The organism is Flavobacterium tructae (genome assembly GCF_002217475.1).
GTDB lineage: Bacteria > Bacteroidota > Bacteroidia > Flavobacteriales > Flavobacteriaceae > Flavobacterium > Flavobacterium tructae.
Genome location: NZ_MUHH01000022.1, coordinates 47,757 through 61,850, shown reverse-complemented (window position 1 = coordinate 61,850; position 14,094 = coordinate 47,757). Strand labels below are relative to the sequence as shown.

At 36.8% G+C, this 14,094-nt stretch carries 12 protein-coding genes; 9 read left to right on the top strand and 3 right to left on the bottom strand.

Annotated features, from left to right (window positions below; genetic code table 11):
- Nucleotides 1–119: 119 nt before the first annotated feature.
- A complete protein-coding gene (locus tag B0A80_RS10140) occupies nt 120–449 on the bottom strand; it encodes a DMT family transporter (RefSeq protein WP_017496243.1) in 330 nt (109 codons plus the stop codon).
- A gap of 178 nt (nt 450–627) precedes the next feature.
- Between B0A80_RS10140 and B0A80_RS10135 the strand changes: the two genes are divergently transcribed.
- The 3 genes from B0A80_RS10135 to rpoN all read left to right on the top strand — a co-directional run bounded on the left by B0A80_RS10135 (nt 628) and on the right by rpoN (nt 6,411).
- On the top strand, nt 628–2,994 hold the full coding sequence (locus B0A80_RS10135) for an efflux RND transporter permease subunit (RefSeq protein WP_089077220.1): 2,367 nt from the start codon (nt 628–630) through the stop codon (nt 2,992–2,994).
- 325 nt (nt 2,995–3,319) lie between these two features.
- Nucleotides 3,320–4,768, top strand: coding sequence for an asparagine--tRNA ligase (gene asnS / locus B0A80_RS10125; protein WP_089077218.1), 1,449 nt, complete (start codon nt 3,320–3,322; stop codon nt 4,766–4,768).
- Nucleotides 4,769–4,950: 182 nt separating this feature from the next.
- Nucleotides 4,951–6,411: an RNA polymerase factor sigma-54 gene (gene rpoN, locus B0A80_RS10120; protein ID WP_070906488.1), complete on the top strand. Its 1,461-nt coding sequence runs from the start codon at nt 4,951–4,953 to the stop codon at nt 6,409–6,411.
- 273 nt (nt 6,412–6,684) lie between these two features.
- Here the strand turns inward: rpoN and B0A80_RS10115 are convergent, their stop codons facing one another.
- A complete protein-coding gene (locus B0A80_RS10115) occupies nt 6,685–7,113 on the bottom strand; it encodes a hypothetical protein (protein ID WP_089077217.1) in 429 nt (142 codons plus the stop codon).
- Nucleotides 7,114–7,144: 31 nt separating this feature from the next.
- The gene (locus tag B0A80_RS10110) at nt 7,145–7,735 is read right to left on the bottom strand and encodes a thymidine kinase (protein ID WP_017496250.1); all 591 of its coding nucleotides are present in this window, start codon (nt 7,733–7,735) and stop codon (nt 7,145–7,147) included.
- 236 nt (nt 7,736–7,971) lie between these two features.
- Between B0A80_RS10110 and B0A80_RS10105 the strand changes: the two genes are divergently transcribed.
- The 6 genes from B0A80_RS10105 (at nt 7,972) to B0A80_RS10080 (ending at nt 14,054) form a co-directional block, all read left to right on the top strand.
- A complete protein-coding gene (locus B0A80_RS10105; RefSeq protein ID WP_089077216.1) occupies nt 7,972–9,105 on the top strand; it encodes a hypothetical protein in 1,134 nt (377 codons plus the stop codon).
- A gap of 126 nt (nt 9,106–9,231) precedes the next feature.
- Nucleotides 9,232–9,951 carry a 16S rRNA (cytidine(1402)-2'-O)-methyltransferase gene (gene rsmI, locus B0A80_RS10100; protein WP_089077215.1) on the top strand — a complete coding sequence of 240 codons (720 nt, stop codon included), beginning with the start codon at nt 9,232–9,234 and terminating at the stop codon, nt 9,949–9,951.
- Between the two features lie 143 nt (nt 9,952–10,094).
- Nucleotides 10,095–10,439 carry a HopJ type III effector protein gene (locus B0A80_RS10095; protein ID WP_089077214.1) on the top strand — a complete coding sequence of 115 codons (345 nt, stop codon included), beginning with the start codon at nt 10,095–10,097 and terminating at the stop codon, nt 10,437–10,439.
- Nucleotides 10,440–10,520: 81 nt separating this feature from the next.
- On the top strand, nt 10,521–12,224 hold the full coding sequence (recJ, locus tag B0A80_RS10090; RefSeq protein WP_089077213.1) for a single-stranded-DNA-specific exonuclease RecJ: 1,704 nt from the start codon (nt 10,521–10,523) through the stop codon (nt 12,222–12,224).
- Complete coding sequence (locus tag B0A80_RS10085) at nt 12,211–13,494, top strand: MFS transporter (protein ID WP_017496255.1); 1,284 nt, start codon at nt 12,211–12,213, stop codon at nt 13,492–13,494. The genes recJ and B0A80_RS10085 overlap by 14 nt, the downstream gene beginning before the upstream one ends.
- Before the next feature lie 203 nt (nt 13,495–13,697).
- Complete coding sequence (locus B0A80_RS10080; protein WP_017496256.1) at nt 13,698–14,054, top strand: hypothetical protein; 357 nt, start codon at nt 13,698–13,700, stop codon at nt 14,052–14,054.
- The last annotated feature ends 40 nt before the right edge of the window (nt 14,055–14,094 follow it).

Sequence of the window (14,094 nt, the reverse complement as noted above, 5' to 3'; positions counted from 1 at the left end):
TTACGGATTAGAAGGTTGTCACAGATTTTTTTAAGATTGAATTGTGTTTTAAATCGCATAAAAAATAAACTAATCCGCGTAAATCCGTTTAATCTGTAAAATCCGCGTGCCAACATTCATTAATGACTGGAAACAAATTTCAGCCCAATAATCGAAGCAATTAAAGTCGAAAGAAAAAATATTCGCCAGAAAGTAGCGGGTTCTTTAAAAATTAAAATTCCAACCAGAACAGTTCCAACGGCTCCAATTCCTGTCCAAACTGCATAGGCAGTACCAATAGGCAGTACCTGTGTCGCCTTATACAGCAAAAACATGCTGATAGAAAGACAAACGAAGAAACCAATCATCCAATAAGTCGAAACCATTCCTGTCGTTTCTTTGGCTTTGCCCAGACAAGAGGCAAATGCAACTTCAAAAAGTCCTGCGATTACTAATAAAATCCAATTCATTTTCTACGCCTTTTTAAATGAGATACAAATATGAGAAAACCTAGCGTAGAATGCTACAAAATATCCCATTTTTAGATTACGGGAGCAGTCCAATTGTGTTAACAAACCGTAAAAACCAAGCCGAATATTTATGATTTCGAGCACTTTTCACTACATTTGCATCCATTTTACAATTTTTATGAAAAACGCCGTACAAGTTGGATTTTGGGAAAAATTAGCCCGAATCATACTTAAAAATAGAATTTCTATACTCGTTGGGGTCGCTGCCCTGACAATTTTCCTTGGTTACCAATGGAAAAACCTTTCCATGACTTATACCGAAGCAAACTTGCTTCCTAAAAATCATATTGCAAACAAAGACTATCAAAAATTTCTGGATAAGTTTGGCGAAGAAGGAAACCTTGTTGTAATTGGTTTTCAGGATAAAAAATTCTTCACGCCAAAAAATTATGCTGCCTGGAACGAATTAATGACGGGTCTTAAAAAATCGAAAGAAGTAGATTTAGTAGTTTCCTTAAACGATTTAAAGAAACTGGAAAAAGATACCGTTAACGAAAAATTTGTTCTCGCTCCGTTCATCGATCAAAGCAAAGCAACAGATCCGGAATATTTAAAAAAGATACAATATGACTTGTTTCATAATTTACCTTTTTACGAAGGATTGCTTTACAACAAAGAAAGCGGCAGTATCCGTTCGGCCATTTACATCAACAAAGCGCTTGTAAACACTGCTGAAAGGAAAACATTTATTCTGGAAAATCTGGTTCCGAAAATTGATAAATTCGAGAAAACCACCGGAATCGATTTGCGTGTTTCGGGAATGCCTTACATCAGAACGATCAATGCTGATAATATGAAAGGTGAAATCGGGCTTTTTATTGGCGCGGCATTACTAACGGTTTCTTTGATTTTCTTTTTCTTCTTCCGTTCGTACAGAGCTACCTTTATCTCCATCTGTATTTTGATTGTTGGAGTAATCTGGTCTTTCGGAACTTTAGGATTATTTCATTATAAAATCACGATTCTAACTGCGATCATTCCGCCATTAATTATTGTAATCGGAATTACGAATTGTATTTTCCTGATCAATAAATACCAACAGGAAATCAAACTTCATAATAATCAGGCAAAAGCTTTACAGCGTATCATTTCGAAAATTGGAGTTTCGACTCTAATGACCAATTTAACGACAGCAATAGGTTTTGCAACGTTTATGATTACCGGAAACGATTTGCTTTTTGAATTTGGTTTGGTTACCTCTATCAATGTCATTTCTGTATACCTCCTGACACTTTTAATTGTACCGATCATTTACAGTTTTATGTCGGTTCCGGGCGAAAAACATTTGTACCATCTCACCAAAACATACATTTCAACCCTATTGGATTTTGTTGAAAATGTGGTAAAAAATAAACGAAAAGTAATCTATATCATTTACGGTTTATTGTTAGCCTTCAGTGTTATTGGAGTTACTCAAATGAAAGTTTCGGGAAGTTTAATTGGCGAAATGCCAAAAAGCGCCTCTTTCTTTAAGGATATCATCTTCTACGAAAAAGAATTTAACGGTGTAATGCCGCTTGAGATTATGATTGATACCAAAAAGAAAAAGGGTGTCATGAAAGCCTCTACCATTCGCAAAATGGATGAATTGCAGAATACCATCACAGAAATGCCTGAATTAGCGAAACCGGTTTCTATTGTAAATCTGGTGAAATATTCGAAACAGGCTTTCTATAACGGAAATCCGGAATATTATCAATTGCCGACATCGCAGGAACAGACTTTTATTTTGTCGTATGCTAAAAATGCTACCAAAAACAGCAAAGAAAATCTGATGAAAGCTTACGTAGATTCTACCGGACAATATGCCCGAATCACTACTTTCATGAAAGATATTGGTACGGATGAAATGGCAAAAGTGGAGAAAAAACTTCACAGCAAGATTGATGAAATTTTCCCGAAAGACCGTTATGAAGTTACCGTAACCGGAAAAGCATTAGTGTTTCAAAAAGGGACCTCTTATTTGGTTGATAATTTAATCGAGTCTTTAATCTTTGCAATACTTGTAATTGCTGTATTGATGCTTTACTTGTTCCGATCGTTCAAAATGGTTTTTGCATCGGTAATTACGAATATTTTACCGCTTTGTATTACTTCAGGACTGATGGGGTATTTTGGAATTCCGTTAAAACCTTCAACGATACTCGTATTTAGTATCGCTTTCGGAATCTCAGTTGATAATGCGATTCAGTTTATGGCGAAGTACCATCATGATTTATTACAAAATAACGGAAAGGTAAAAAAATCAGTTTTCAGTGCTTTAAGAGAAACCGGAATCAGTACTTTTTACACTTCGGTGGTTTTAATTTTAGGGTTTGCCACTTTCACGCTTTCCAGCTTTAGCGGAACCATCGCATTGGGAGGATTAATTTCCTGTACATTAGCGTTTGCAATGTTTGCGAATCTATTGGTTTTACCTGCTTTGGTATTGACATTTGAGAAAAAGAAAGCCAAGAAAGAGGATTTGGAGAATCTGGAGAAGTAAACACGAATTGCACGCATTAACACAGATTAAAACACAACTGAGAAACAAGGAATCACACTAGTGATTCGGCAAAGAAATTTGTCAATCTTTATCGAGTTTCAACTGAGATTCCTCGTTCCTCGGAATGATAAAACGCAAAATAAAAAAATTGCTTCTCCTGAAACCGAGAGCACTAGCCCCGATCGAAGCGGCATCCTTTCTGTTTTTGCCGCCAAAAACAGAAAGATACAGCGAAGAGCGGGAATCAGCTTCAAAAATTAATTATTATCGATTATATTTGCAGTTGTTCAAAATGAATATTACTTAATATCAATTATATATAAAAATGAAACACACAAAAGTTAGAGACTTATTAAACAGTACGACGACGTTACAGGAAGTGAATGCAAAAGGATGGGTGAGAGCTTTTAGAAATAATCAGTTCATCGCGCTTAATGACGGTTCTACCATTAATAATATACAATGTGTTGTTGATTTTGAAAATACACCTGATGAAACTTTAAAAAGAATCACTACCGGTGCTGCTATTTCTGTAATTGGTACTTTGATCGAAAGTAAAGGTGCGGGTCAGAAATACGAAATTCAGGTAAACAAACTGGAAATCTTAGGAGATTCGGATGCAGAGAAATTCCCAATACAGCCAAAAAACAAACCTAGTTTAGACTTCTTGCGCGAAAATGCACATTTACGTGTACGTACCAATATGTTTGGTGCTATTATGCGTGTGCGTTCGGTATTGTCTTATGCTGTTCATAAATATTTTCAGGACAAAGGTTTTGTGTACGTAAATACGCCAATTATTACCGGTTCTGATGCTGAAGGCGCAGGAGAAATGTTTAAAGTTACAGCTTTACCTTTTGACAACACCCCAAGAACAGAAGACGGAAAAGTAAACTATAAAGAAGATTTTTTCGAAAAAGAAACGAACTTAACGGTTTCGGGACAATTAGAAGGTGAAACCTATGCAATGGCTTTGGGTCAGATTTATACTTTTGGACCAACTTTTAGAGCCGAAAATTCAAATACTTCTCGCCACCTGGCAGAATTTTGGATGATCGAACCGGAAGTTGCTTTCAACAACCTGGATGACAACATGGATTTGGCTGAAGATTTTATTCAGTATGTAATTAAATATGCTTTAGACCACTGTCAGGATGATTTGAAATTTTTAGAAGGAAGGCTTTTAGACGAAGAGAAATCAAAACCTCAGGCGGAAAGAAGCGAAATGGCTTTGTTAGAGAAACTAAACTTTGTTTTAGAGAACAACTTCAAACGTGTTTCTTATACAGAAGCAATTGACATTTTGAGAGATTCTACTCCAAACAAAAAGAAAAAATTCCAATATATCATCAACGAATGGGGAGCTGATTTACAGTCGGAACACGAGCGTTATTTAGTGGAGAAACACTTTAAATGTCCGGTAATTTTATTTGATTATCCGGCAAGCATTAAAGCGTTTTACATGCGTCTGAACGACAATACTGAACCTGGAAGAGAAACCGTTCGTGCAATGGATATTCTTTTCCCTGGAATTGGAGAAATCGTTGGTGGTTCTGAAAGAGAAGAGCGTTACGACGTTTTGGTTGAAAAAATGAAAGCCTTAGAAATTGACGAAGAAGAATTATCATGGTATTTAGACACCAGAAGATTCGGATCGGCAACTCACGCAGGTTTCGGACTTGGATTTGAACGTTTGGTATTGTTTGTAACCGGAATGACAAACATCCGCGATGTAATTCCTTTCCCGAGAACTCCGGGGAATGCAGAGTTTTAAAAAAGGTTCTAAGGTACTGAGATACTGAGGTTCTAAGTTTTTAAATATAATAAAATTTGTTTCAGGTTTCAAGTTATTGGAGTTTGAACTAAAATAATAATATTTGTTTCAAGTTTCAAGTTTCAAATTGTGGCATGTTCTACAACCTGAAACCTGAAACTTGAAACTTTTAACAAAATCAAATGCTAAAGCAATTTTTAAATCTAAAATTATCCCAAAAATTATCTCCACAGCAAATTCAGCTGATGAAGTTAATTCAATTGCCTACGCAAGCTTTTGAACAACGTTTATTGGAAGAAATGAACGAAAATCCGGCCCTCGAAGCCGGTAAAGAAGACGAATACGAAGCCGATGAATTTGCCAATGAAGACTACGACGATTACGATGATGCTGAATCAGACAGAATCGAAGCAGACGACATTAACATTGACGAATATCTAAGCGACGACGACACACCCGATTACAAAACTCAGGTTAACAATTACAGCGAAGACGAGGAGCGCGAAACTCCTTTTGCCTCACCAATTAGTTTCCACCAGGATTTAATCAATCAGCTGAATACTTTTATTCTCAATGATGAAGAACGCGAAATCGCTGAATTCCTTGTTGGAAGTATTGATGATATGGGTTACATCCGCAGAAGTGTTCCGGATATTGTAGACGATATGGCTTTTACTCAGGGAATTTACACCGATGAGAAAATGGTCGACAAAATGCTTCATGTCATTCATGAGCTCGAACCTTCAGGAGTCGGAGCACGTGATTTACAAGAATGTCTGCTACTGCAATTAAAACACAAAACTCCAACCGAATATATTGATTTAGCAATTGATATTATCGAGAATCAATTTGATGCTTTTACCAAGAAACATTACGACAAACTTTTACAGAAATACGGTGTTTCGAACGAACAGCTTAAAAAAGCCATTCACGAAATCGAAAGACTGAATCCAAAGCCCGGAGGTTCTTACACCGGAAACAATAAAGTAACAGAGAACGTTGTTCCCGATTTTGCCATTAGAATTGTTGACGGAGAACTGGAACTTACCTTAAACGGACGAAATGCTCCTTCCCTGCACGTTTCTAAAGATTATCAGGAAATGATGCAGACGTATAAAGATTCTCGTGATAAATCATCGGCACAAAAAGATGCTGTTCAGTTTATCAAACAGAAACTGGATTCGGCCAAATGGTTTATCGATGCTATCAGACAGCGTCAGGAAACTCTGTTTGTTACGATGAACGCTATCATGCATTATCAGGAAGAATACTTTCTGGACGGTGACGAAACCAAACTAAAACCAATGATCTTAAAAGACATTGCGGATATGGTTGGTCTTGATATTTCGACGATCTCACGTGTAGCCAACAGTAAGTATGTAGAAACGCCATACGGTACAAAACTGATCAAAGAGTTTTTCTCTGAAGCCATGAAAAATGATCAGGGAGAAGATGTCTCTACTTTAGAAATTAAAAAAATTCTTCAAAACACCATTGAAGAAGAAGATAAAAAGAAACCTTTACCGGACGATCAATTGGCCGAAATCCTGAAAGAAAAAGGATACCCAATTGCCCGAAGAACTATTGCAAAATACCGCGAACAATTAGACATTCCGGTAGCAAGAATGAGGAAGAAAATTTAAGTTTTTAATCTCTTACAAGAAGAAAAAAATATTCTATTAAACAAACCTAACAGCTTTTTAAACACTGTTAGGTTTTTTTTACCTCAAAAACAACAAAGCCGACAGGTTTTTGTTTTATAACTGTTTTTATCAAGTTTATCGTTCTGTCAGGCTGAGCGAAGTCGAAGCCCTACGCGCAAAGCTTCGACTTCGCTCAGCCTGACAGTCGTTTTCAAAAAAATAAACCCGACAGGTTTTTGAAACCTGTCGGGTTTATTTTTTAAAACGCTTAAATTATTTATACTGACTAGGCGTTATCGTAATCTGAAACAGATAATTTTCTTTTTTGTCATCGTAATTATAGATCAGGGTAAAATCATTATCTCTAAAAGCTTTAAGCCCTGGATTTGCTTTAACTGTACTTAGGAGACTTTCTTCTATATTTTGCTTAATTACTTCAATTTCGGCAGTTTCTTTTTCAACATTTAACAAAGTCAAATTGTACTGAACCACTTTATCTTTAGGCAGTGTAACATTATCCAGACGAATTCCTTCCTGAATGGTTAAAGGGCAATTTTCGTTGTATTTTGCAACCAACTCAATCATTTCCTTATCTGTTACAGGCTCTTTAAAAGAACAATATGCAATCAAAGCCAGCAATAATGCCGCAATTGCACACACTATTAAAATGGTTGAATTCTTTTTTTTAGTTGGTTGCTGCATCTGTTCGTTTGTTTGTTAAGAAAAGAAAAAATTATTTATCCTGAATCTTTTTCATGGCATTAAAATAGGCTGCACGGCTCAGTGGCTCATACTCTTCCGTTTCGCCAAGCATCACTAACTTATCATTATCGGTTTTACGAAAACTGTAGTTGGCAAGATTTCCTGTTCGGGTGCAAACCGCATGAACTTTGGTGACATATTCGGCGGTTGCCATAAGTCCCGGCATGGGACCAAAAGGATTTCCTTTAAAATCCATATCAAGTCCTGCAACTATCACACGAATTCCCTGATTGGCCAGATCGTTACATACTGTCACTATCTCATCATCAAAAAATTGTGCTTCATCAATACCGATCACATCGCAACCTTGTGCTAAAATAGAGATATTGGCAGCCGCCGGAACCGGAGTAGAACGAATTTCATTGGCATCGTGAGACACCACCATTTCGTCATGATAGCGGGTATCAATAGCGGGTTTAAAGATTTCGACTCTTTGTTTGGCAAATTGGGCGCGCTTTAATCTGCGGATTAATTCCTCGGTTTTACCCGAAAACATTGATCCACAAATAACTTCAATCCAACCAAATTGTTCTTTGTGATTTACTGTATTTTCGAGAAACATTTTGTATTTTTCTACCTTTAAAAATGAATAGTTTTTATTACTTTGTACTGGTAATAAATCGACGTAAAAAATCGCAATTTTTCACTTTTTCAAAAGTAGAAAATTTTTATCAAATCGAAGATTCGCAAACGCGTATTAACAGAAATAAAAAAATATCTTTCAGATTTCGGCGACGAATAAAGACATTCAAATACAAAATATACTAAAATACCCTATTCACTATAATTTCAACAGTTATGAAAAAAAAATTGGAAGCCGATTTAATCAGCATTGCTCATCGAATTTTAAAGCTTAAAAACAAATCCGATATCAATCAATTGTATCTTGAAACGCAGAAATTATATGAAAAACTAGCGGTTTTAAAATTTGTAGATGAAAATTTCGACACTCTGAAGCCAACCATTGGCCACAGCGAAATCCATTCTGAAATTGAAGCTGTCTTTGAAAAAGAAGAAGCAATCCCAACAGAAGTTCAGACTGAAACTCCAATAATCGTTGAAGAAATAGCTACTGAAGAAACTTTAGAGCCAGAAATTGCTGAAGAAATTACTGCTGAGCCTGCAGAAGAATCAGATCCGGATCCTGAAACTCCTGAAGAAGCAATTGGTGAACCCTCCGAAGATATAAATCCGGAACCTGAGATTTTCGCAGAAGTAACAACAGAAATTCCTGAAGAAACAGCAGCCGAACCAATTGTAGAAACCATTGCCGAACCGATAGCCGAAATCGCAGCCGAACCAATTGTTGAAAAAATGGAAGAACCAATTTCAGAAACAACAAAAGAACCGGAAACTATAGCAGAACTTTCGTTTACAACTATTAGTGATTCTAAACCGATTCCTGCTTTTATTCCAGCTTTTGAATTGGATAAATCAGAAGAGGTACAAGAAGAGAAGAAACCGAAAAAAGAAGAGCCAAAAGCAGAAAGCCCATCAAAACCGGAACCTGTTCACATTTCTTTTGAAGAGATATTAGGTGTAAACTATGCCGATGCGCATTTTGTAAAAGTAGACAGTTTTGAAGCTGTTTCTCCTGCTCCAACACCGTCAATCAATGAGTTCAAAGAGCAAAAAGCAGTTGAAACAACTGTATTAGAGACTCCGGCTGAACCGAAAGCTGCCACTCTAAATGAAAAACTGGTAAAAGGTTTTCACATTGATTTAAACGACCGAATTGCCTTCACTAAAAATCTTTTTGGAAACAGTTCAGAAGATTACAGTCGTGTTTTAAATCAGTTACTGACTTTTGACACTTACGGTGAAGCAAAAGAATTTATTGAGGATATGGTAAAACCGGATTACAACAACTGGGATGGAAAAGATGATTATGCAGAACGTTTCTTAGGAATTGTAGAAAAGAAATTTTCATAAAAACTAAAACACAAATTACACGAATTAGCACGAACCTTTTGTTTGTAAAATTCCTAAAGACACTTAAAATTTATGTCAATTAGTGAAATTCGTGTCCAATAAATCCATTTAGAATTCAGAAAAATTATGTCTAAATTATATATCGTTCCCACGCCAATTGGCAATCTTGAAGACATGACTTTTCGTGCCATTCGGATTCTGAAAGAAGTCGATTTGATTTTGGCGGAAGACACCCGAACCAGTGGCAAACTTTTGAAGCATTTTGAGATTGGCACGCACATGCACAGTCATCACATGCACAACGAGCATAAAACAACCGAAAATTTAATTGCACGTCTGAAGGCGGGTGAAAATATCGCCCTGATTTCAGACGCAGGAACTCCTGCTATTTCAGATCCCGGTTTTTTACTCACGCGTGCCTGTGTCGAGAATAAAATTGAAGTGGAGTGCCTTCCCGGAGCCACAGCTTTTGTTCCGGCCTTAGTCAATAGCGGATTACCCAATGACAAATTTGTCTTCGAAGGTTTTTTACCCGACAAAAAAGGACGTCAAACTCGTTTTCTGACTTTAGCCGAGGAGACCCGAACCATGATTTTATATGTTTCGCCACATAAACTGGTTAAAACTTTAGCCGAATTCATTCAATATTTCGGAGAAGACCGACAAGTTTGCGTCTCCAGAGAATTATCGAAACTGCATGAAGAAAATGTACGCGGAACCGCTAAAGAAGTTTTAACACATTTTGAAAAAACAGCACCACGCGGCGAAATTGTCGTGGTGGTTGCCGGAAAAACAGTAGAAAAAGAAACGAAGAAAAGTAAATATTCGAAAAACGAAGAAGAATAAAAACTTCATTGATTTTTAAGCCCCGGTTTGTCACATCGAGCGAAGTCGAGATGTCACAAACGGTTCTCGACTTCGCTCGAACTGACACTCGACTTCGATCGAACGGACAACAAGATTATATAAAATAGCAAAGCATAAACATCATGAGCATACAAGCCTTTTTAGAAAAAGTAAAACAAACTCCAAACGAAATAACATTCCCGGAAACTATTGCAGTAATTGAAGAAAACTACAACTTCACTCCAACAGCTTTCCAAAACGGAACACAACATAATGCTGCCGGAGAAAATTCCGGTTCCTGCAAATTATTCTCTTTCGCAAAACTGCAAAACTTAACTAAAGACGAAACTTTGGCCTGTTTTGGAGCTTTCTATTTCGATGAAGTTTTGGGCGATCCCAACGGAACTAACCATCAAAACATTAGAAACTTCATCAATTTAGGCTGGGACGGAATTCAGTTTGAAGGAAATGCTTTAGAACAAAAATAATTATCTAAGATTTTTGATTAACGATTTTTGATTTCAGAAATCAGCAATCTAAAATCAACAATTTAAAATCTAAAATCAACCATGCGTTGGACCATAAAACCAAAACCTTCTGAAGAAAAAATCAAGCATTTAGCACAAGCTTTAAATGTAGAAGATTTTGTCGCAACACTTTTGATTCAGCGTGGCATAGAGACTTTTGATCAGGCAAAGGATTTCTTTCGCCCTCAATTAGAACAGCTTCACGATCCATTTTTGATGAAAGACATGGATAAAGCGGTTTCAAGAATAGAACTGGCGATTAAAAATCAGGAAAACATTTTGGTTTTTGGTGATTATGATGTCGACGGAACAACGGCCGTTTCTTTGGTTTCTTCCTATTTGAAATCACATTATCCCAATATTGCGACTTACATTCCGGATCGTTACGATGAAGGTTACGGAATTTCTTTTAAGGGAATTGACTTTGCCGATGATAACGGATTTTCATTAATTATTGCTCTCGACTGTGGCATAAAATCGATTGATCATATCGCTTACGCAAAAGAAAGGAACATTGATTTTATCATCTGCGATCACCACAGACCCGGGGATTCTCTTCCGGATGCTGTCGCCATTTTAGACCCAAAAAGAGACGACTGCTCTTATCCTTATGATGAGCTGTGCGGCTGTGGTGTTGGTTTTAAACTAATTCAGGCTTTAGGAACAAACAGAAACGAAACCATTCACGATCTCGTTCCCTATCTTGATTTAGTTGCCACGGCAATTGCTGCAGATATCGTACCTATAACGGGTGAAAACAGAATTCTGGCTTTTTATGGCCTACAGGTTATCAATTCTGACCCAAGACCCGGAATCAAGGCTTTGGTACATCAGGTAAAAAAGAAAACATTAGACATAACCGATGTTGTTTTTATCATCTCTCCGCGAATAAATGCAGCGGGAAGAATCAAACATGGCAATCATGCTGTGGAACTACTCACTGAGTTTAATTTTGAACAAGCACAGCAGTTTGCTTCAGAAATTGAGCAATACAATGCAGACCGAAAAGATCTGGACAAAAAAATTACAAAACAAGCTTTTCAGCAAATTGCAGCAAACAACGAACAAGATCGATTTTCGACGGTTGTTTTTCAGGAAGACTGGCACAAAGGTGTCATCGGAATTGTGGCTTCCAGATTAATCGAGACTTACTATCGCCCTACTTTGGTTTTTACCAAAAGCGGAGACAAATATGCCGCATCAGCAAGATCCGTAAAAGGATTTGACGTTTATAATGCGCTTGATGCCTGCTCTGAACATCTGGAACAATTTGGAGGGCACATGTACGCCGCAGGAATGACTCTGAAAGCCGAAAATTATAAAACCTTTAAAGAAGCCTTTGAAACACAAGTTTCTGCAACCATACTTCCGGAAATGCGAACTCCGGAAATAGAAATTGACGCTGAAATAAATTTCAGCGACATCACTCCAAAACTAATACGCATCCTAAAACAATTCGAACCCTTTGGCCCTCAGAACATGACACCGGTTTTTATGACTTCGGATATAAAAGATACGGGATATGCCAAAACTTTAGGTGCTGAAGAGGAACATTTGAGGCTTTTTGTAAAGCAAAATAATTCAGATGGAATTGCCGCAATAGGCTTTGGTCTTGGAAAAAAATTAGACCTCGCAAAAAATCAAAATTCATTTCAGCTGGCTTATTCTCTGGCTGAAAATGAATGGAACGGAACCGTTTCGAACCAACTTATGCTTAAAGATATCAGAACAAATGGAAAAAAATAATTCAACCAAACCTGATCCGTATCAGGCCTTACGTTACAGAGAATTCAACGTATTTTTAATATTGCGTTTTGCAATGGTTTTTGCCTGGGCAATGCAGTTTATCGTAATTGAGTGGGAAGTTTACAGCATCACTAAAAATCCGCTATCACTTGGAATTATTGGTTTAATGGAAGTTATTCCGGCTGTTTCAATGGCACTATTTGCCGGACACATTGTCGATCAAAGAGAAAAGAAAGGATTATTGGTAAAATGTATTCTGGGCTTTTCGGTAATCAGTTTCGGATTATTTCTGGTAACCTGGCCAAGAGTTGTTGGGGGTCTATCTTCAAATGTAATTTTATACTCCATTTATATCTTAGTCTTTTTGGGCGGATTAGTCAGAGCTTTCCTTGGGCCGACTATTTTTTCTCTTTTATCCTTGATAATTCCTAAAAAAGCATATCCCAATGCCGCAACCTGGAGTAGTACAGTTTGGCAAATTGGTGCTGTACTAGGCCCTGCCGTAGCAGGTTTTTCAATCAATTGGATTGGGGTTCACTGGTCAATGTGTCTTGTTTTCGGATTCTCTGTACTTTCCTTAATTGCCTTATCACAAATCAGCAAAAAACCTATTATAAACCCAAAGATTGGAGAATCAATAAAAGACAGTCTTACCGAAGGTTTAACGTTTGTATTTAGAAACCAAATTGTATTAGGAGCTTTATCACTGGATATGATTGCAGTCCTTTTTGGAGGTGCCGTAGCTTTATTGCCTATTTTTGCTCAGGATATTCTTAAAGTCGGTTCAGAAGGATTTGGCATTTTAAGAGCCGCTCCTGCCGTGGGTTCTTTTATAACAATGCTGGTTTCGGCTTACGTACCTCTCTATAAAAACGCAGGAAAAAAACTTTTGATTGCCATATTCGTTTTCGGATTATCGATCATCTTATTTGGCTTTTCTACCTATTTCTGGCTTTCTGTTTTTGCTTTATTTTTAAGCGGACTTGCCGATGGAATTTCGGTCGTAATCCGTCAAACGATTTTACAGCTTAAAACTCCGGATCATATGCGTGGACGCGTGGGTGCAGTAAACTCTATTTTTGTTGGATCTTCTAACGAGCTGGGAGCCTTTGAGAGTGGAGCAACCGCCAAATTAATGGGAACTGTTACTTCAGTAATTTTTGGAGGTAGTGTCACACTTCTAACTGTTTTAGGCTTTGGACTGATCTCTCCTACTTTTAGAAATCTGGATCTTCAAAAAGACATGGACGATCATCATAATATGGAGTAAAACATTCAAATTCTAATTTTTCAAATTCCAAAATTTCAGTAAAAGAGGTTTAGACCTCATAAACATTATATGTTTTTTGACTTAGAAAGAAAACCAAATTAGCTTATATAACTTATACGTTTAAAAAAAACATTTTTTTAAGACTTTTTTATTTAGAACAAATATAAATAATATCTATATTTGTTGAAATAAAAGAATCTGTAATGAGAGAAATAGAACAATTATATCATAATAATTTTGGAATTGCCTTTTACTGGAAAAAGGAAAACGAAACCATCACCGACAAAGTACAATTGGTTTTTAAAGAAACCGGATTTTATTTCACGGTTCAGGAACTGAATTATTTTTGTGATTTAATTGAGGACAGTATGATTGAAAATGCTTGTTGTGAAGCTTGCGAACTAAAAAACTCCTGTCATAAATTCCTGCTCAAAACTCCTTGCGCTGCAATAGATTTGGCGGTTTCTATCAAAGAATTAAAATCAATTAAAGACTTAGTTGAAGGTTCTTTATTCAGAATCGAACTGGATGAATACGTTTACGGAGTTGGCTTAAACTAAAAAAACGCTCAAGATCATTCGTTTATAACAAAACAAAGTG

Excerpts from the sequence above, each read along its gene's own strand:
- B0A80_RS10140 (WP_017496243.1), bottom strand. The coding sequence starts at position 449 with ATGAATTGGATTTTATTAGTAATCGCAGGACTTTTTGAAGTTGCATTT.
- B0A80_RS10135 (WP_089077220.1), top strand. The coding sequence starts at position 628 with ATGAAAAACGCCGTACAAGTTGGATTTTGGGAAAAATTAGCCCGAATC.
- asnS (WP_089077218.1), top strand. The coding sequence starts at position 3,320 with ATGAAACACACAAAAGTTAGAGACTTATTAAACAGTACGACGACGTTA.
- rpoN (WP_070906488.1), top strand. The coding sequence starts at position 4,951 with ATGCTAAAGCAATTTTTAAATCTAAAATTATCCCAAAAATTATCTCCA.
- B0A80_RS10115 (WP_089077217.1), bottom strand. The coding sequence starts at position 7,113 with ATGCAGCAACCAACTAAAAAAAAGAATTCAACCATTTTAATAGTGTGT.
- B0A80_RS10110 (WP_017496250.1), bottom strand. The coding sequence starts at position 7,735 with ATGTTTCTCGAAAATACAGTAAATCACAAAGAACAATTTGGTTGGATT.
- B0A80_RS10105 (WP_089077216.1), top strand. The coding sequence starts at position 7,972 with ATGAAAAAAAAATTGGAAGCCGATTTAATCAGCATTGCTCATCGAATT.
- rsmI (WP_089077215.1), top strand. The coding sequence starts at position 9,232 with ATGTCTAAATTATATATCGTTCCCACGCCAATTGGCAATCTTGAAGAC.
- B0A80_RS10095 (WP_089077214.1), top strand. The coding sequence starts at position 10,095 with ATGAGCATACAAGCCTTTTTAGAAAAAGTAAAACAAACTCCAAACGAA.
- recJ (WP_089077213.1), top strand. The coding sequence starts at position 10,521 with ATGCGTTGGACCATAAAACCAAAACCTTCTGAAGAAAAAATCAAGCAT.
- B0A80_RS10085 (WP_017496255.1), top strand. The coding sequence starts at position 12,211 with ATGGAAAAAAATAATTCAACCAAACCTGATCCGTATCAGGCCTTACGT.
- B0A80_RS10080 (WP_017496256.1), top strand. The coding sequence starts at position 13,698 with ATGAGAGAAATAGAACAATTATATCATAATAATTTTGGAATTGCCTTT.